Source organism: Streptomyces sp. NBC_01717 (assembly GCF_036248255.1).
In the GTDB taxonomy this organism is placed as follows: domain Bacteria; phylum Actinomycetota; class Actinomycetes; order Streptomycetales; family Streptomycetaceae; genus Streptomyces.
The window spans coordinates 6,912,033-6,929,926 of sequence record NZ_CP109178.1 but is presented as its reverse complement, the minus strand read 5'-3'; the positions used below and the strand labels follow the sequence as shown (position 1 = coordinate 6,929,926).

The 17,894-nt window shown below is 70.4% G+C and carries 17 protein-coding genes; 5 read left to right on the top strand and 12 right to left on the bottom strand.

All coding sequences use genetic code 11. The annotated features are described in order from the left end of the window. Window positions 1–107: 107 nt before the first annotated feature. A complete protein-coding gene (locus OHB49_RS31365; RefSeq protein ID WP_329164309.1) occupies window positions 108–1,067 on the bottom strand; it encodes a slipin family protein in 960 nt (319 codons plus the stop codon). Window positions 1,068–1,256: 189 nt separating this feature from the next. Here OHB49_RS31365 and OHB49_RS31360 point away from each other — a divergent pair, with 189 nt between their 5' ends. Next, window positions 1,257–1,604: a hypothetical protein gene (locus OHB49_RS31360; RefSeq protein WP_030974754.1), complete on the top strand. Its 348-nt coding sequence runs from the start codon at window positions 1,257–1,259 to the stop codon at window positions 1,602–1,604. Window positions 1,605–1,632: 28 nt separating this feature from the next. Here OHB49_RS31360 and OHB49_RS31355 read toward each other — a convergent pair whose 3' ends face one another. From OHB49_RS31355 to OHB49_RS31345, 3 genes are all read right to left on the bottom strand, one after another. Beyond that, complete coding sequence (locus OHB49_RS31355) at window positions 1,633–2,061, bottom strand: DoxX family protein (RefSeq protein ID WP_329164305.1); 429 nt, start codon at window positions 2,059–2,061, stop codon at window positions 1,633–1,635. A gap of 116 nt (window positions 2,062–2,177) precedes the next feature. Continuing rightward, window positions 2,178–2,873 (bottom strand): class I SAM-dependent methyltransferase, encoded by a 696-nt coding sequence (locus OHB49_RS31350; protein ID WP_329164303.1) that lies wholly within the window; start codon window positions 2,871–2,873, stop codon window positions 2,178–2,180. Window positions 2,874–2,941: 68 nt separating this feature from the next. After that, complete coding sequence (locus OHB49_RS31345) at window positions 2,942–4,060, bottom strand: ADP-ribosylglycohydrolase family protein (RefSeq protein ID WP_329164302.1); 1,119 nt, start codon at window positions 4,058–4,060, stop codon at window positions 2,942–2,944. A gap of 78 nt (window positions 4,061–4,138) precedes the next feature. Here OHB49_RS31345 and OHB49_RS31340 point away from each other — a divergent pair, with 78 nt between their 5' ends. Further along, window positions 4,139–4,417 (top strand): DUF6343 family protein, encoded by a 279-nt coding sequence (locus OHB49_RS31340; protein ID WP_329164301.1) that lies wholly within the window; start codon window positions 4,139–4,141, stop codon window positions 4,415–4,417. Window positions 4,418–4,486: 69 nt separating this feature from the next. Here OHB49_RS31340 and OHB49_RS31335 read toward each other — a convergent pair whose 3' ends face one another. The 4 genes from OHB49_RS31335 to OHB49_RS31320 all read right to left on the bottom strand — a co-directional run bounded on the left by OHB49_RS31335 (window position 4,487) and on the right by OHB49_RS31320 (window position 8,163). Next, window positions 4,487–4,855, bottom strand: coding sequence for a tetratricopeptide repeat protein (locus OHB49_RS31335; protein ID WP_030919659.1), 369 nt, complete (start codon window positions 4,853–4,855; stop codon window positions 4,487–4,489). A 68-nt stretch (window positions 4,856–4,923) separates the two neighbouring features. Next, window positions 4,924–5,526, bottom strand: coding sequence for a dephospho-CoA kinase (gene coaE, locus OHB49_RS31330; RefSeq protein ID WP_329164298.1), 603 nt, complete (start codon window positions 5,524–5,526; stop codon window positions 4,924–4,926). Window positions 5,527–5,616: 90 nt separating this feature from the next. Continuing rightward, window positions 5,617–6,555 carry a PAC2 family protein gene (locus OHB49_RS31325; protein WP_030974765.1) on the bottom strand — a complete coding sequence of 313 codons (939 nt, stop codon included), beginning with the start codon at window positions 6,553–6,555 and terminating at the stop codon, window positions 5,617–5,619. A gap of 84 nt (window positions 6,556–6,639) precedes the next feature. Next, window positions 6,640–8,163: a flavin monoamine oxidase family protein gene (locus tag OHB49_RS31320; protein WP_329166683.1), complete on the bottom strand. Its 1,524-nt coding sequence runs from the start codon at window positions 8,161–8,163 to the stop codon at window positions 6,640–6,642. 338 nt (window positions 8,164–8,501) lie between these two features. Here OHB49_RS31320 and OHB49_RS31315 point away from each other — a divergent pair, with 338 nt between their 5' ends. Continuing rightward, on the top strand, window positions 8,502–9,464 hold the full coding sequence (locus tag OHB49_RS31315; RefSeq protein WP_329164297.1) for a right-handed parallel beta-helix repeat-containing protein: 963 nt from the start codon (window positions 8,502–8,504) through the stop codon (window positions 9,462–9,464). A 95-nt stretch (window positions 9,465–9,559) separates the two neighbouring features. On the opposite strand, the gene rpsA is transcribed toward OHB49_RS31315, so the two are convergent. Then, window positions 9,560–11,071, bottom strand: a complete 1,512-nt coding sequence (gene rpsA / locus OHB49_RS31310) for a 30S ribosomal protein S1 (RefSeq protein WP_030919647.1) — start codon at window positions 11,069–11,071, stop codon at window positions 9,560–9,562. A gap of 397 nt (window positions 11,072–11,468) precedes the next feature. Here rpsA and OHB49_RS31305 point away from each other — a divergent pair, with 397 nt between their 5' ends. Both OHB49_RS31305 and hrpB read left to right on the top strand, forming a co-directional pair. Further along, window positions 11,469–12,281: a class I SAM-dependent methyltransferase gene (locus OHB49_RS31305; RefSeq protein ID WP_329164296.1), complete on the top strand. Its 813-nt coding sequence runs from the start codon at window positions 11,469–11,471 to the stop codon at window positions 12,279–12,281. A gap of 102 nt (window positions 12,282–12,383) precedes the next feature. Next, a complete protein-coding gene (gene hrpB / locus OHB49_RS31300) occupies window positions 12,384–14,891 on the top strand; it encodes an ATP-dependent helicase HrpB (RefSeq protein WP_329164295.1) in 2,508 nt (835 codons plus the stop codon). On the opposite strand, the gene OHB49_RS31295 is transcribed toward hrpB, so the two are convergent. The 3 genes from OHB49_RS31295 to OHB49_RS31285 form a co-directional block, all read right to left on the bottom strand. Further along, the gene (locus OHB49_RS31295; protein WP_329164294.1) at window positions 14,878–15,888 is read right to left on the bottom strand and encodes a DUF3068 domain-containing protein; all 1,011 of its coding nucleotides are present in this window, start codon (window positions 15,886–15,888) and stop codon (window positions 14,878–14,880) included. The two genes, hrpB and OHB49_RS31295, sit on opposite strands and share 14 nt — an antisense overlap. Window positions 15,889–15,900: 12 nt before the next feature. Further along, complete coding sequence (locus OHB49_RS31290) at window positions 15,901–16,038, bottom strand: SPW_0924 family protein (RefSeq protein WP_107055348.1); 138 nt, start codon at window positions 16,036–16,038, stop codon at window positions 15,901–15,903. 144 nt (window positions 16,039–16,182) lie between these two features. Then, entirely contained in the window at window positions 16,183–17,853 is a 1,671-nt protein-coding gene (locus OHB49_RS31285) for a lytic transglycosylase domain-containing protein (RefSeq protein ID WP_329164292.1), read from the bottom strand. Between the last annotated feature and the right edge of the window lie 41 nt (window positions 17,854–17,894).

The window sequence follows — 17,894 nt, the reverse complement described above, 5'->3', positions numbered from 1 at the left end:
GCTCCCCTCCCGTCCCGCCCTTGATCGTCCGATCCTCTCGATCTCTCTGTCTCTGCGAGTCTAGGCGGGGGGTCCGACAACCGGTCTCGCACCGGTATTCGCGCAGGTCAGTGCCTGGCCAGCGGCTTGGAGCGAGTGACCCGCGCGGGCCCGGAGGGGGCGGGCGCAGGGGCGGGCGCAGGCGTCACGGGCGGCTGCTGTTGCGGTTGCTGCGACTTCTGTTGCTCGGGCTGAGGCTGCAGCGACTGTTCTTGCTGAGGCTGCTGTTGCTGAGGCTGAAGCTGCGCTTGCTGCTCCGTCGATGCGGGCTGCTGCGCCCGCTCCAGGAAGCGGAGCAGCTCCACCGGGAACGGCAGCACCAGCGTGGAGTTCTTCTCCGCAGCGACCGCGACCACGGTCTGCAGCAGTCGCAGCTGGAGCGCGGCCGGCTGGGAGGACATCTCCTTCGCCGCTTCGGCCAGCTTCTTCGACGCCTGGAGCTCAGCGTCCGCGTTGATGACACGCGCGCGCCGCTCCCGGTCGGCCTCGGCCTGACGCGCCATCGAGCGTTTCATCGTCTCCGGCAGCGATACGTCCTTGATCTCCACCCGGTCGATCTGGACGCCCCACCCCACGGCCGGACTGTCGATCATGAGCTCCAGCCCCTGGTTCAGCTTCTCCCGGTTGGACAGCAGATCATCCAAATCGCTCTTGCCGATGATCGAGCGCAAGGATGTCTGCGCCATCTGACACACAGCGAACCGGTAGTCCTCCACCTCCACGACCGCACTGGCCGCGTCGACCACCTTGAAGTAGATGACCGCGTCCACCCGCACCGTCACGTTGTCCCGTGTGATGCCGTCCTGTGCGGGCACCGGCATCGTCACGATCTGCATGTTGACCTTGCGCAGCCGCTCGACACCGGGAAGCACCATGGTGAATCCCGGTCCGCGCACATCGTTGCGCAGCCTGCCCAGCCTCAGCACGACGCCCCGTTCGTACTGCTTGACGATCTTCGCAGCCGCCACCACGTAGACCACACCCACGGACGTCGCCGCCACCAGGGCGACCACCAGTTCTTGGACCATGACGGCCCCCTGCCAGCCGGATACATGCGCTTCTTACCGCTATTACCACGGTATGCCCCATATGAACACCGGGCGAACACGGGTCCGCTCCACGGTCACCCGGCAGGCCGCGCACGGGATGCCGGGGCGGCCGGTAACGGGCAGCGTGACTGTGTAGATGAGCCGGACGAGACAGACGAGGACCCGCCCATGCCTGTGATCGATCACCGACGCCGCCGTTTCGGCATCGCCGCCGGGACCGCGCTCCTGACCGTCACCGTCGCGGGCTGTTCCGGCCTCGGCCGCACCGCGGTCGGGCCGGTCACCTACGTCACCGAGCGGGACGCCGTGATCATGGTGAACAGCCCCTCGGTGAAGGGTTGCCACCAGCTCGCTCCGGCGGGCGCCAAGGAAGTGCTGAACGGGACCATGATCGACATCATCCTGTACCGCACGCCCGACTGCACGGGTCCGGGGACGACGTATGTCGCCACGACGCTCGCCGATGTCAATCCTCCGAGCGCTCTCCCCTGGCGCAGCTTCAGCACGGTCCACTGACGGGCGCGGGGCGCACGCCCCGCCGATGTCACCGGGCGCGCCGACGCACGAGCGCGATCAGCTGTGCCGTACCGTCCTGCCGGTCCCGGGCGATCAGGACGACCAGCACGATGAGCAGCGCCGGCATGATCGCGTTCACCGGGTCGAGCAGCGTGAGCTGGACGATGGACGCTCCGGCCAGCAGCCCGACGAAAGCCATCGCCGCCACCCCGGCGAGCAGGGGCACCAGCAGGGCGACGGCGCCCGCCATCTCCAGGGCCCCGATGAGGTACATCGCGCCATGGCTCCAGCCCATCCGGTCGAAGGTCTCGATCGCGGACTCATGGGCGATCAGCTTGGCGAATGCACTGAACGCGAAGAACAGTGCGAGCACGACCCGTGCGACGGTGAGCACGACCGCACCACGGCTGCGTGCCGCGGTCGCCCCGGTGGCGGTGTTCGTCATGGTCTCGGACATCTGGGTCTCCTCGGGAGGCGTCGCGTGGTGTTGCGTACGCAAGGAAAGACCCCACAGCGGTCCGGAACTCATCGCATCCCGGACGGCCGATCTTCTCGGTTCCGGTCGCCCGACGACTACCTGGGCACGGCCCGTACCCACACCCCGTCGTCCGTCAGGTAGCGGTCGACGGCGAGTCCCGCCGTCTCCAGGTGTCCCTCGAACTGTTCCTTCGTCAGCTCCCGGGACAGGAACGTCTGGGTCCATCGCGCATCGTCGAAGATGTACTCCGCGTGCACCGAGTTCACCCCGTCGCCGACGGGGTCCGCCGAGACGATCCGCACGGTGTATCCAGCCGGATCGACCCGCTCCCGCGGCAGCTCGGTGTGGTAGTCGGCGCCCTCGCGCTGAAGGAGTACGACGCCGCCGTCCCTGACGTATCTCCGGCAGGTCCGCAGCATGGCGTCGCGCACCCGGTGCTCGCTCGTGTGCACCAGGAACGACGCCAGCATCACCACGTCGAACGTCTCGTCGCCGAGCTCGAGCGACTCGATGGGGCTCCGCACCGTGCGCGCGCCCCGAATGTGTTCCAGCATCTGGGCCGACTCGTCCACGGCCGTCACCTCGAAGCCGCGTGCGACCAGCGGATGGGTCACCCGGCCCGCCCCGCAGCCGAGCTCCAGAATGCTCGCACCGGCGGGCACCGCCGCCTCGATCACGTCCGGTTCGGCCCCGGCGGACAGCCGCACGTACAGCTCGACCGCGCAGCCGTCCGGCGTGATCGAGCCGGGCCCCGTCCCCGAATACCCTTCACGCACCACTGATCCGCTCATGTACAGCCGAACGAACGGCCGTTGGGCACCGTTCCCGGTATCGGCGGGGCGGTCCCGGGAAAGATCTGTCAGCACACCGGATAGCGCTCCTGCGGCCACTCCACCGCGTGCTCGAACTCCAGACACAGATCGTCGGCCAGCTCGGCGATCACTGCCCGCCCCTCCGTCAGCACCAGCCAGGACGGCGGTAGTTGCACGTCTGCGTGGCGGGCGCCGAGCAGATTCCCGCAGATCGAACCGGTGGAGTCGCTGTCGCCCGAGTGGTTGACCGAGAGCAGCAGCGCCCGAGCCACCTGATCGGCGCCCGGCAGCACCAGAGCGCAGTAGACGGCAATAGCGAGGGCCTCCTCGGCCACCCAGCCCGCGCCCAGTGACTCCACCGTCTCGGCGGTCGGCGCGCCCTGCGCGGCCAGGTCGACGGCCGCGCGCAGCGCCACCGTCGTCTCCTCGTGTCCCGGGTGGCGGGCCAGCAGCTCCATGGCCCGGAGCACGGCGCCCGCCATCGAGTCGCCCTCCATCAGATGGGCGATGATCGCGGCGAACGCACCGGCCGCGTACGCACCGGTCAGGTGCCCGTGGGTGATCTGCGCGCACCGGTACGCCAGCCCGAAGCCGGTCTCCGCTCCCTCACCGATCAGCCCGAAGGGCGCGGACCGCATCACCGTGCCGCATCCCTTGGACCCGGTGTTGACCGGCCCGGGCCGGCCGAGCGGACCCGTGGGGTCGGGGATGTGCTCGGCCGCGAGCCCGGTCAGGCAGGCGTTGCCGGGGGCCCGGCGCGCGTACAGGAAGCGCTGCTGCCGCAGCCACCCGGTCCGTACCGGGTCGTCCCCACCACGGGCCGGTGGCGCGGGGTGGTTCTGGGTGTCGAGCCAGCGCAGGTAGGCGTTCCGTACGAGGGCGGTCTCGGCGCCGCCTATGCCCTTCGACATCGCCCGGGAGTGCGCCCTGATCAGCCCTTCGGCGGTGAACAGGGTCATCTGCGTGTCGTCGGTGATCCGGCCGACGGCCCCGTCCGCGTCCGCGACGAGTCCCCGGACACCGTCTTCACCGTACGCCCTGCGGATGCCGGCGAGCGAGAGGAACTCCACCGGGTTGCCCAGTGCGTCACCGATCGCACCGCCCAGCAGCGACCCTCGCACCCGGGCCCTGCGGGCGGCGCTGTTCCGCCATGGTGTGCCGTTCACGGACGGTCCCCCACAATCTGTCTCGACGTGCCTCAAAACCGCAGCCGTGGGTCCATCCTGGTAGGAGAGGCGATCGCCATGCGTACCGGTAACGAACCGATGACTGCACGCAGCCCCTTGCGACTGCGGCTGTGCCTGAGTCTGTGGGGCATGGCCTGGGCCGTTTTCGGCCTGACGGCCTTCTCCCTGGTCGACCGTCCGGGCTGGGCCGTGGCCTGCGGACTGCTGCTTCTGCTGACACTGGTGGATCTCGTGGTGATCGTCCACCACATCCACCAGGGCCCGCACTACCAGCCGGGCCGCAACGTCCCCCCGTACGAACCGGACCACGGCGGACGCGGCCGGTACGGACACTGACGCCTCGGTCCGGTTCCGGCCCGCGTACGCGTCGGTTCCGGCGCAGGTACGCGCGACGGGCCGGGGCGGTCAGGCGCCCGGGTCGAAGCGGGCCGCCCGCAGGTACTCCGGGTTCGGGTCGAGGGCGGCGGCCAGCCGGAAGTGGCGAACGGCCGCTTCCGAGCGGCCGGAGCGCTGAAAGGTGCGGGCCAGCGCGAAGTGTGCGAACGCGTTGTCCGGTTCGCGCTCCAGGACGAGTTCGAATTCGAGTTCGGCGGGGCGTAGTTGGGCGGCGGCGAAGAAGGCGCGGGCTCGCAGCAGACGGGCGGCCGTGTTCTCCGGATGGGCTGCGATCACCGAGTCCAGGAGCTTGACCGCACCCCGTGGATCGCGCGCGGCCAGCAGGCGTTCGGCCGCGCGGAAGTCGATGACGTGGGTTTCCGGGGTCCTCTCGGGCACGCTCGCATCCTTCCCATAGCTTCCGGCTTTCCAACGTCCGGCCGGGTACCGGTATTCCGGTCCGGTGGTCAGCCGGCGGCCGCCCGTCGGGCCAGCTCCGCCCAGACCTTGCGGACCTGCGGCTCCAACGCCTCGAGCGGCCCGTCGTTGTCGATGATCAGATCGGCGACGGCGCGTCGCTGCTCGCGGGTGGCCTGCGCGGCCATCCTGGCGCGGGCCTCGGACTCCGTCATTCCGCGCAGCCGTACAAGCCGGTCGAGCTGGGTCTCCGGGGTGGCGTCCACGACCACGACCAGGTCGTAGTGGGGGGCGAGGCCGTTCTCGGTGAGAAGGGGGACGTCATGGACGACGACCGAGTCGGGGCCTGCGGCCCGCTCCAGTTCGGCGGAGCGGGCACCGACCAGCGGGTGGACGATCGCATTGAGGGTGGCGAGCCGGTCGGCGTCGGAGAAGACGATCGAGCCGAGCTTCGGCCGGTCCAGGGTGCCGTCGGCGGTGAGGATCCCTGAGCCGAACGCGTCGACGACGGCCGCGAGTCCGGGGGTCCCGGGCTCGACCACCTCGCGCGCGATCCTGTCGGCGTCGATCAGCACGGCCCCGTACGACACCAGCAGCCGTGACACTTCGCTCTTGCCGGCGCCGATGCCGCCGGTCAGGCCCACTTTCAGCATGCTCGGCAGCCTAGTGCGCGACTCCCGGCCGGTCATGGCCCGGTCACGGCGCACCCACCGGCCACCCACGGCATCGCAGGCGCCGGTCCGTCAGGCGTCGCCCTCCCGCTCGGCGAGGAACCGCTCGAATTCGAGGCCGATCTCGTCGGCGGACGGCAGCTCGACCGATTCCGCGACCAGGTTGCCGCGCGTCTCGGAGCCCGCGATCGCGTCGTACTGGTGCTCGAGTCCCTCGACGAGCGAGACGAGCTCCTCGTCGCCCTGGTCGATCTGGCGATCGATCTCGGTCTGTGTGCGGTGCGCCTCCGTGCGCAGCGAGTGGGCGATGCTCGGCAGCACCAGTCCGGTCGCGGCCGTGATCGCCTCCAGCGCGGTGAGCGCGGCGTCCGGGTAGGCGGAGCGGGCGACGTAGTGCGGCACATGGGCGGCGACACCGAGGACGTCATGCCCGGCCTGCATCAGCCGGTACTCCACCAGGGCTTCGGCGGAGCCGGGGACCTGCGCCTCGTCGAACGGGCTGCGGTGGCCCGGCATCAGGTCCGTGCGGTTGCCGTGCGGGGTGATGCCGACCGGGCGGGTGTGCGGGACGCCCATCGGGATGCCATGGAAGTTGACGGCGAGGCGGACGCCCAGACGTTCGACGATCTGCTCGACGGCTGCGGCGAACCTCTCCCACTCCACGTCCGGCTCGGGCCCGGACAGCAGCAGGAAAGGCGCCCCGGTGGCGTCCTGGACCACCCGGACGTCCAGCGTCGGGGTCTCGTACGCCGACCAGCGGTCGCGCTTGAACGTCAGCAGCGGGCGCCGTGCGCGGTAGTCGACGAGCCTGTCGTGGTCGAAACGGGCCACGACCTGGTGCGGCAGCGATTCGAGCAGGCCGTCCACGATCTGCTCGCCCGTCTCACCCGCGTCGATGTATCCCTCGAAGTGGTAGAGCATGACCAGTCCGGCCGACTCCTGCGCGAGCGCCATGTCGACGACGGCCAGGCCCTTCGGCTCCCATTCGTACAAACTCTGCGGATCAGGCACGGTTACCGCTCCTCCTCGTATTCGATGGGAAGAACGCCCGCCGGGGCACAGGCATTCCCTGCCTGTGCCCCTTCACGGGGGTGGTTACGCCAGAACCCGCGCGTGCAGTGCGGTGACCGCCTTCCGTGCGGAGGTGAAGGCGCCGTGCTGCCAGGCATCCGCGTAGCTCAGGTAGTCACCGGCGAAGTAGACGCGTCCGGCGGCCTGGTTGAGCGGCGCGAAGGCCGGCGCGTCGGGCCCTCCCGACAGGGAGTGCCAGGAGGCCTCCAGGTACGGGGTCTGCCGCCAGTGGTGGGAGAACGACGTGGCGAGTTCCGTACGGTACTTGTCGCCGTGGATCTTCACGCCCTGGGCGATGGCCCGTGCCTCCCTCTCGCGCGGGGTGAGAGCGGCGTACGCATCGGCGTTGGAACCGGTGTTGTAGTAGCCGATGATGGTGCCGCGCCGGCCCTGGTGACCGTAGGACGGGTACCAGATGTGGGAGAGGTCCATGTCGGTCTCGGTGATGCCGCCGTAGATCTGGTGGTCGGTCTCCCACCAGCGGCTCTTGTACTCCAGCCCGATCTTGCCGGCCGAGGACGGCTTGCAGGCCTCCAGGGCGCTCTGGACGGCCGGGCCGAGGTTGTGGGCGGTCTTGGCGAGGATGTTGGGCGGCAGGGCGGCGATGCAGTAGTCCGCCTCGACGGTGTGGGTGCGTCCGCCCTGGGTGTACGTGACGGTCACACCATGGGCCGTGTCGGTGATCTTGCTGACGGCGGCGCCGGTACGGATCCTGCGCTCACCTATCGCCCGGGTGAGCGCCGCGGGTATCCGGTCCATGCCGCCGACCGGCTGGAACATCAGCATGGCCTGGTCGTACTCGAACTCGAAGGAGAAGTAGCGTCCGACGCCGCTGGCGAAGACCTCGGAGGCGGACGGCACGGAGCCGATTTCCTCGCCGGGGGTTCCGGCGGCGGCGGGGTCGATGCGGTAGCCGCGGCGGGGGCTACCGGTGTAGTCGAGGGTGTCGCCGATGTCGCCGAAGTCCTTGAGGAATTCGAGGAGTCGTTCCTGGTCCTCGGCGGTGATCTGACGGTCGAGGGCGCCCTTGTCGGTGGCCTTGGAGAGGAGTTCGGCGACGTAGCCGTACACATCGGCCTTGGCGGTGCGGTAGCGCACCGGGGCCTTCATGCCGGTCTTCTCGTTGAAGATGTAGGCGTTGGCGTTCACGTTGGTGAACATCTCGATGGGGACACCGAGTTCGCGGCAGTAGTCGAGGGTGACCATCCACTGCGGGATCCGGCCCGGGCCGCAGTTCATGTACTGACCATCGCTGAACCGTGCGGTCTGCGTGTTGCCGTACAGATCGGTGGTGGAATCCCCGTTGCGTACGGTGAAGTTGCGGCCGCCCGTACGGCTCCGCGCCTCCAGGACCGTACAGTCGTAGCCGGCCTTGCCCAGCTCGTACGCGGCGGCGAGTCCGGCGATCCCACCGCCGACGACGACGACCTTGGCCGCCCCCTTCCCCGTCAGCGTGAAGTCGCCCTTGCTGGGGGCATGGAAGGCGGGTTCGCGTTGTGCGGCCTGGGCCGTGGGGGCGAGGCCGAGGGCCCCCATGGTCGCGAACATCGCGCCCGCCCCACCGGTGATCCCGACCTGGCGCAGAAAGCTGCGACGGCTCGCGCCCGTCGCCACGGACGAGGTGTTCGAAGTGTGCGTCATGTCCCGGCTCCCGTTCAGATCTTGACGTTGCCGGGATCCTGGCAAGCGCGTGTTACGGCTCGTCAGTTACTCGTGTATCCCGCACGTTTCTCTCTGTTCACCGCGCGACGACGGTCGGCGAACAATGGTCCAGACCTTGACAGGGGCACGCCCCATCCTTACCGTCGCTGGGCAGTACGTTCAGACATACGCCCCACGTTCATGTACAAGAACGGCTCGCATCCTTTCGACGGGAAGGCACCCCCATGCGCACCCGCACGCTGCTCCCCGCCCTGCTGGCCACGACGCTCGCCACCGGAGGCCTGGCTCTCGTCTCCGCCGGCGCCGCCGACGCCGCCACGGTCATCGACGTGAGCACCGCCGCCCAGCTCAAGACGGCCCTGGCCGCCGCGGTCCCCGGCGACACGATCCGGCTCGCCGACGGCACGTACACCGGCAACTTCAAGGCGACCGTCCCCGGCACCGCCTCCGCCAGGATCACCCTCACCGGCTCGGCCGCAGCGGTCCTCACCGCAGGCGGCGGCTACGGCCTCCACCTCAACGGCGCCTCCTACTGGACCGTCCAGGGCGTCACCGTCACCGGCGGCCAGAAGGGCATCATGGCCGACGCCGCCCACGGCGTCGTCATCGACTCGGTGACCGTGCACGACCTGGACATGGAGGGCGTGCACTTCCGCACGTCCAGCGCGAACGGCGTCATCAAGAACTCGCGGATCTACGACACCGGGCACGACGGCCGCGGTATGGGCGAAGGCGTCTACGTCGGCACGGCCGGTGATCTCACCGACCGGAGCGACCAGGTGCAGATCCTGAACAACACGATCGGGCCGGGCGTCGGGGGCGAGAACGTCGACATCAAGGAAGGCACCACCGGAGCGAAGATCATCGGCAACACCTTCGACGGCAGCGGGCTGACCGGCGCCAACTACGACGACTCCTGGGTCGACGTGAAGGGCAATGACGTCCTGGTCGAGGGCAACAGGGGCACCCGCACGACCAACAACGGCTACGAGACCCACACCCAGCAGAGCGGCTGGGGCTGCGGCACCGTGTTCCGTGACAACACCTCGGATCTGTCCGGCTCCACGGGCGACAAGCGGATCGCCATCAACGTCACCAACTACAGCGCGAGCTGCCCGACCACCGTCTACAGCAGCAACACTGTCACCGGCGGCAACGGCCTGACCAACATCACGGTCACGCCGTAACCCCGGCCGCGGAAACGAGTGAGGCCCGCCCCCCGAAGGGAGCGGGCCTCACTTGTCAGCTACTGCAGTCGATGACCGACCGGAGGGTCAGAGCGTCAGCTCTGGCCGCCCGCCAGCTTCTCGCGCAGGGCAGCCAGGGCCTCGTCCGACGCCAGGGCGCCGGAGTTGTCCGCGGACTCCGAGGAGTACGAGCCGCCACCGGTGCCACCGGAGGCAGCCGGGGCACCGCCGGCCGGGGCAGCAGCGCCCTCGGCCGCAGCGGCCTCGTCGGCCTCGCGGGACTTGATGACCTGGGCCTGGTGCTGCTCGAAGCGCTGCTGCGCCTCGGCGTACTGCGTCTCCCACGCCTCGCGCTGGGTCTCGTAGCCCTCGAGCCAGTCGTTGGTCTCGGGGTCGAAGCCCTCGGGGTAGATGTAGTTGCCCTGGTCGTCGTAGGACGCGGCCATGCCGTACAGGGTCGGGTCGAACTCGACCGACGCCGGGTCGGCACCGAAGGACTCGTTGGCCTGCTTCAGCGAGAGGCTGATGCGACGACGCTCGAGGTCGATGTCGATGACCTTGACGAAGATCTCGTCGTTGACCTGGACGACCTGCTCCGGGATCTCCACGTGGCGCTCGGCCAGCTCGGAGATGTGGACCAGACCCTCGATGCCCTCGTCGACGCGCACGAACGCACCGAACGGAACGAGCTTCGTGACCTTACCGGGAACGACCTGCCCGATCTGGTGCGTACGGGCGAACTGCTGCCACGGGTCTTCCTGCGTCGCCTTGAGCGACAGCGAGACGCGCTCGCGGTCCATGTCGACGTCGAGAACCTCGACGGTGACTTCCTGGCCGACCTCGACAACCTCGGAGGGGTGGTCGATGTGCTTCCAGGAGAGCTCGGAGACGTGCACGAGACCGTCGACGCCACCGAGGTCCACGAACGCACCGAAGTTGACGATCGAGGAAACGACGCCGGAGCGGACCTGGCCCTTCTGCAGGGTCGTGAGGAAGGTCTGACGGACCTCGCTCTGGGTCTGCTCGAGCCAGGCACGGCGGGACAGGACCACGTTGTTGCGGTTCTTGTCCAGCTCGATGATCTTCGCCTCGAGCTCCTTGCCCACGTAGGGCTGAAGGTCGCGGACACGACGCATCTCGACGAGCGACGCCGGGAGGAAGCCGCGGAGGCCGATGTCGAGGATGAGACCACCCTTGACGACCTCGATGACGGTACCGGTGACGATGCCGTCTTCTTCCTTGATCTTCTCGATGGTGCCCCAGGCACGCTCGTACTGAGCGCGCTTCTTCGAGAGGATCAGGCGGCCTTCCTTGTCCTCCTTCTGGAGAACCAGGGCCTCGATCTCGTCGCCGACCTTGACGACCTCGTTCGGGTCGACGTCGTGCTTGATCGAGAGCTCGCGGCTCGGGATGACGCCTTCGGTCTTGTAACCGATGTCGAGGAGAACCTCGTCCCGGTCAACCTTGACGATGACACCGTCAACGATGTCGCCGTCGTTGAAGTACTTGATCGTCTCGTCGATCGCCGCGAGGAACGCGTCCGCGTCGCCGATGTCGTTGACCGCAACCTGCGGAGTGGTGGCGGTGGTCTCGGTGCTGCTCGTCATGTGGGAAAGGGCTCCGGTACGGACAGTGAGTCGTAGGTACTGCTACGCCGTGAGCCCGTATCGCCTCTGCAGAAGCCGGACAGCCTGGGAAGCGCCCGACCCGCCAGCGGGAGGCGCCTCGTGAACCGAGGGGACATGCAACAGACGCAAGCGCGGCCTGCTAGGTCTGAGGCGCGCAGGCTCGCAGCGCAACTTGTAGCATACGGGGGCAGCCGGGCAGGGTCAATGCGCGAAGGCGCACACCCGGGGCACAAAGGCCCAAACCCGACACAATTCTTGTTCTCCGAGGCCACATCGGCCCCGGCCGTGGTGCGTGAGTACGGTTCCGTACTCACAGGTACCCCCAAGGTACGTACCGCGTGCAACGGGGTGAAGGCAAACTACAACGACGGACACGATGAGCCAAGAGATCTACACCGCCGAACCGGAAGCGACACGCCGCAGCGCCGGGAAAGCGGAGAGCAGCCGGGCCAGTCGCGGCTGGTGGGACCGGCACGCCGACGAGTACCAGAGCGACCACGGCGCCTTCCTCGGCGACGACCGTTTCGTCTGGGGTCCGGAGGGTCTCGACGAGGCCGACGCGGGCCTGCTCGGCCCCGCCGAGTCGCTGAGCGGCCTGGCCGTCCTGGAAATCGGTGCGGGCGCGGCGCAGTGCTCGCGCTGGCTGGCGGCCCGCGGCGCCCGCCCCGTCGCCCTCGACCTCTCCCACCGCCAGCTCCAGCACGCGCTGCGGATCGGCGGCGGGGTGCCGCTCGTGGAGGCGGACGCCGGGACGCTGCCGTTCCGGGACGGCTCCTTCGACCTGGCCTGCTCCGCCTACGGCGCGGTGCCGTTCGTCGCCGACCCGGTCCAGGTCTTCCGCGAGGTGCACCGGGTGCTGCGCCCGGGGGGCCGCTGGGTCTTCTCGGTGACGCACCCGATCCGCTGGGCGTTCCCCGACGAGCCGGGCCCCGAGGGCCTGTCGGTCGCCGCCTCCTACTTCGACCGCACTCCGTACGTCGAGCAGGACGAGCAGGGCAACGCCGTGTACGTCGAGCACCACCGGACGGTGGGCGACCGGGTGCGGGACGTGGTGGCCGGCGGGTTCCGGCTGGTCGACCTGGTCGAGCCGGAGTGGCCGGCCTGGAACGACCAGGAATGGGGCGGCTGGTCCCCGCTGCGCGGAAACCTGATCCCGGGCACGGCGATCTTCGTCTGCGTACGCGACTGAGCACTCCTGCCGTACGGCGTACGGGACCGTGCGCCGGCCGGGTCGTACGGGACTGAGCGCCCGCCGTGCGGTACCGGGCGCCGGTCGTACGAGACTGGGGGCGTGATCCGTACCGACGCCCTCGACCGGCTGCCCGTCCGTACCGCCGTGCCCGCGCTCCGGCAGGCGCTCGACGACCGGGGTGTCGCGGTGCTCTGCGCACCGCCCGGCACCGGCAAGACGACGCTGGTCCCGCTGGTCCTCGCGGGCCTGGTCGGCGGCGGCCCGGCGCGCCGTGTGGTGGTCGCCGAGCCGCGCCGGATCGCGGCCCGGGCGGCGGCGCGGCGGATGGCGTGGCTCCTCGGGGAGCAGACCGGGCGGCGCGTCGGGTTCACCGTGCGCGGGGAGCGTGTCGTGGGGCGCGACACGGTGGTGGAGGTCGTGACCACCGGCGTGCTCCTGCAACGGCTCCAGCGCGACCAGGAGCTCGCCGGGGTCGATGCGGTGATCATCGACGAGTGCCACGAACGTCATCTGGACGCTGACACGGTCGCCGCGTTCCTCCTCGATGTACGGGAGGCGATCCGGCCCGATCTGCGGCTGGTCGCCGCGTCGGCGACGACGGACGCGCAGGGCTGGGCCCGGCTGCTCGGCGACGCACCGGTGGTCGAGGCGCAGGGCGTGTCGCACCCGGTGGAGGTGGTGTGGGCCCCGCCGGTGAGACCGGTCAGGCCGCCGCACGGGATGCGGGTCGACCCGGCACTGCTGACCCATGTCGCCTCGGTGGTGCGCCGGGCGCTCGCCGAGCGGGACGGCGATGTGCTGTGTTTCCTGCCGGGCGTCGGTGAGATCGGCCGCGTCGCGGGACAGCTGGCGGGGGTACCCGCAGAGGTTCTTCAGGTGCACGGGCGGGCTCCGGCGGCGGTTCAGGACGCCGTGCTGGCGGGTTCGTCGGAGGGCCGCCGGGTGGTGCTCGCGACCTCCGTCGCCGAGTCGTCGCTGACGGTGCCGGGGGTGCGGATCGTCGTCGACTCGGGCCTGGCCAGGGAGCCGCGTACCGATCATGCGCGGGGGCTGAGCGCGCTGACGACCGTACGGGCCTCGCAGGCGGCGGGGAGGCAGCGGGCGGGACGGGCGGGGCGTGAGGCACCGGGGGCGGTGTACCGGTGCTGGGAGCAGGGGGAGGACGGGCGGCTGGCCCGGTTCCCGTCGCCGGAGATCAAGGTGGCCGATCTGGCTGCGTTCGCGCTGCAGGCGGCCTGCTGGGGCGATCCGGACGCGTCGGGTCTGGCACTCCTGGATCCGCCGCCGGCCGGCGCGATGGGCGCGGCCCGCGAGACGCTGACGGCGGTCGGCGCGGTGGACGCGGACGGCCGGGTGACCGACCGGGGTGTACGGATGTCCCGGCTGGGTCTGCATCCGAGGCTCGCGCGGGCACTCCTGGACGGTGCGGCCGAGGTCGGCGGCCGTCGGGCGGCCGAGGTGGTGGCGCTGCTGAGCGAGGAGCCGCCGCGGGAGTACGGGGACGATCTGGCGGCCGCACTACGTACCGCACGACGGGGCGGGGACGGCTATGCGGCGCGCTGGCGGCAGGAGGTACGGCGGCTGTCGTCGTCCATCGAAAGCAGGGGCGAGGGTTCCGGCCGGGGTGGTTCGGACGATGCGGCCGTCGGCCTGGTGGCGGCGCTGGCGTTCCCGGAACGGGTGGCACGGGCCCGCGGCGAAGGGGCCTTCCTGATGGCCTCGGGGACTGGCGCGGAGCTGCGGGACGGGTCGCGGCTGCGCAGTGCGCCGTGGCTGGCCGTCGCGGTCGCGGACCGGCCGGCGCACGCGGCGTCCGCCAGGGTGCGGCTCGCCGCCGTCGTCGACGAGGACACGGCGCGGCTGGCGGCCGGGCATCTGCGGTTCTCCGGTGAGGAGGTCCGCTGGGTGGACGGCGACGTGGTGGCGCGCTCGGTGGAACGGCTGGGCGCCGTCGAACTGTCGGTGCGCGCGCTGAAGCAGCCGAGGCCCGAGCTGGTGCGGGCGGCGCTGGTGGACGGGCTCGGGCGCGACGGGCTCGGGCTGCTGCGCTGGACCCGGGAGACCGGACAGCTGCGTGAGCGGCTCGCCTTTCTGCACCGGGAGCTGGGCACCCCGTGGCCGGATGTGTCCGACGGTGCGCTGCTGGCCCGTACCGAGGAGTGGCTGGAGCCCGAGCTGTCCCGGGCCCGCCGCCGCTCCGACCTGGCGAGGATCGACGCCGGGCAGGCGCTGCGGCGGCTCCTGCCGTGGGCGACCGGCGAGGCGGCCCGGCTGGACGAGCTGGCACCCGAGCGCATCGAGGTGCCGAGCGGTTCGCGGATCCGGGTGGAGTACGGCGCCGAGCAGCCCGTACTTGCGGTGAAGCTCCAGGAACTGTTCGGTCTCACCGAGACACCGAAGGTGGCCGGGGTGCCCGTCCTCGTCCATCTGCTCTCCCCCGCGGGCCGCCCGGCGGCGGTCACCGCGGATCTCGCGTCGTTCTGGCGGGACGGATACCGGGCGGTGCGGGCGGAGCTGCGCGGCCGCTACCCGAAGCATCCGTGGCCCGAGGACCCGACGACGGTGGAGGCGACCCGGTTCACGTCGGCGCGGCTCAGGCGGGAGTAGGCGCCGGATCCGGGGCGGGAGAGGCGGCGGGCTCCGGCTGCCGGCCGCCCGGCCGCCGGGACCGCGCCTCCAGCCACAGCGCGAGCGCGAGCAGCCCGGCGGCGAGCGCCAGGAAGCCCCATGGCAGGTACGAGGTGAGCAGCAGGACCAGCACCCGCTGGGACTTCACCAGGGCGACGGTGTACTCGATGTAGTCCTCGCGCATCTTCACGTGCCCGGCGAACGCGGTGACCGTGTCCTGGGGCATGCCCATCGCCTTCGCGTTGCGCAGCTCCTCCTTGTGGATCTCCTCGCCGTTGACGGGCGCGCCGGTGACCGGGTCGACCCAGAACATCCGCTTGGTGGTGTACCAGCGGGTCATGCCCGTCTTCGCGACCTGCTCGGCGGTGACGCCCTTGATCGGCATCTTCTTCGGCATCGGGACCTCGGTCCACGGGATGGTCTGCTCGAAGTAGTAGACGTCCATGCCGCGGAACTTCCGGGTGCCCTTGTAGTGGATGGGCGAGGTGGTGCGGCTCTGGGCGTCGAAGTACTCGTAGTCGCGTTTCTGGGTCAGGAACGGCCACTTGAACTCGATGCCCTGGCGCTCGACCGGGTCGCCGTCGACCATCTCGCCGGTGGCGTGGACGGGTGCCTGGCTGTGCGCGTCGAAGATGTAGCGCTCGGGGATCTCCGAGACCATCTTGCCGTTCGGATCGACGACGTAGCTGAGTCCGTCCCAGACGACGACGTCGCGGCCGGCGCTGCGCTCGATCTTCTCGGACGCCTCCACATTGCCCTTGAGCGTCTGCACGATGGTGACCTTGGGGACCTGCTTGACCTTCATGCCGTCGTTGTAGTCGAGGAGGGTGGCGGGCTTCGCCTCCAGCACCATCTCCTGGTACTGGCTCGGGGGGATCTTCGCCAGCCTCGGGAAGGCGTACCAGCGCAGCAGGGGTGACAGGGCGGCGAAGAACACGGCGAAGGCCAGGAGTACGAGGCCGGCTCGGCGGCGCATGGCGCCCTCCCTCTACTTCTTGGGGCCGGGAACGGTGGTCAGCAGGGGTTGGGGCGAGGTCTCGCCGGGGGGTGCGCCGATCGCGCTGATGGTGAACACGAGGGCGAGGGCTGCGGCCAGCCCGATGGCGGCGGCGATGACGGCACGCATGCTCGGCCTCCCGGAGAGCGCTTATCTGATGGGTCGTCAGGGTTGGGGCACCGTAGCAACGCGGGCGCGAGATGAGAACACGTGGAGCAGCCCCTGTGCCGGGTGATGGCACAGGGGCTGCTCGGTGAACGCGGTGCGGAGGCGTCAGGCGGCGGGAGCCTCGACCGTGAGCTCGATGACGACTGTGGCGCCGCCCTCGGTGGTCAGGCGGAGCTTGTACGTGCCCGCGGTGTCGTCGGCGTAGATCTTCGGGAGCAGCAGCGTGCCGTCGGCGTCGGTCTTCAGCTCCGTCAGGGTGCGGACCGTGTTGCCGTCGGCGTCCTTGAAGTACGGGCCCTTGTCGTTCTCGGCCGGAGTGTCCCCGTCGGTGATCATCGTGGCGGTGACGGCGACACCGGACGCGATCGCGCCCTTGTAGGTGGCCTTGACCTCGACGGCGTCGGCGAACTCGGCGCCGGGCGCCGCGGTCAGTGCCTTGTCGTCGGTCCTGGCGATGGCGTCGGCCTGCCGGGCGGTGACGGTCGCGGTGTAGGCGACGGCCGGCAGCGAGCGGCCGGTGGCGATGGCCCGGACCGTGAACTCCCCCGTCGTCTCGCCCGCCTGCAGCACCGGTGCGGTCACCGTGCCGTCGGATCCGGTGGTCAGGGTGACCGCGCTCTTCCCGCCGTCGAAGCGGGTGTCCGTGTCACCGGCGATGGTGAACGTCACGGACACCTTGGCGAGCGGCCCGCCGAGGCTGTTCTTCGCCCGCACCTTGATCCGCTCGGCGAACGCGTCGCCCGCGGTGGCGGTCAGCGCACCGGTGCCCGCGTTCTCCAGATCGGCGAGGGTCTGGGACGGCTTGGGGGGCTGGGTGGCCGGGGGCGTGGGGGGCTTCGGGTCGGTCGAACCGCCGCCCGGTTTCGACGGCTCCGGGTCCGGGTCCGGGTCCGGCTTCGCGGGCGGGGTCGGGGACGGCGAGGTGCCGGGGTCCGGGCTCGCGTCCGAACCACCGTCGAGGGGCGGCGGGACGACGCCGGTGCCGTCGGGGACCTCGTGCGTGCCGCGCTTGTAGTAGTCGAACCAGGAGCGGACCGTACGCAGGTATTCGTTCGAGTGGTTGTAGCTGAGGACCGCCCGGTCGAGATCGGCCGCGAGCGCCAGATCGCGGGAGCCGGCGCAGAGGTAGTGCCCGGCGGCGAGCGCCGCGTCATAGATGTTGTTGGGGTCCTTGCGGCCGTCGTCGTTGCCGTCCTGGCCCCAGGTCGCCCATGTCGACGGGATGAACTGCATCGGGCCGACCGCACGGTCGTGCGTCGAGTCCCCGTCGTACGCCCCGTTGTCGGTGTCCTTGATCATCGCGAAGCCCTGGCCGTTCAGGACCGGGCCGAGGATCGGGGAGAACGTGGTGCCGTTCGCGTCGACCCGGCCACCGCGGGCCTGGCCGGACTCCACCTTGCCGATCGCGGCGAGGAGTTGCCACGGCAGCCGGCAGGCGGCGTCGCTGCTCGCGATGGACTGCTGGGCCTTCTTGTACGCAGCCAGGACCGAGGCCGGTATGCCGGACTCCGCACTGCCGGTGATCGGCAGATTTGTCGACGTACCGGGCTTGTTGGGGGTGACCAGCGGCGGCAGGTCCGTGTAGTACGGCGAGTTGCCGGTTGCCGCGTTGTCGTCGGACGGTGCGGACCCGGCTGTGCGCTGGTCACCGCCGCCACCGTCCGAAGCGAGCACCGCGCCGGGCCCCTGTGACGCGGAGAGCGCCGCCACAGCAACTGCGGCCACCGCAGTGGTGGTCGCCCCTCGGCGCAGTCGGCGACCGAATTGCGCTGCCATACGTCTGGTCCCTCCCCATCGACGGCTGCCCGCGCTCCCCA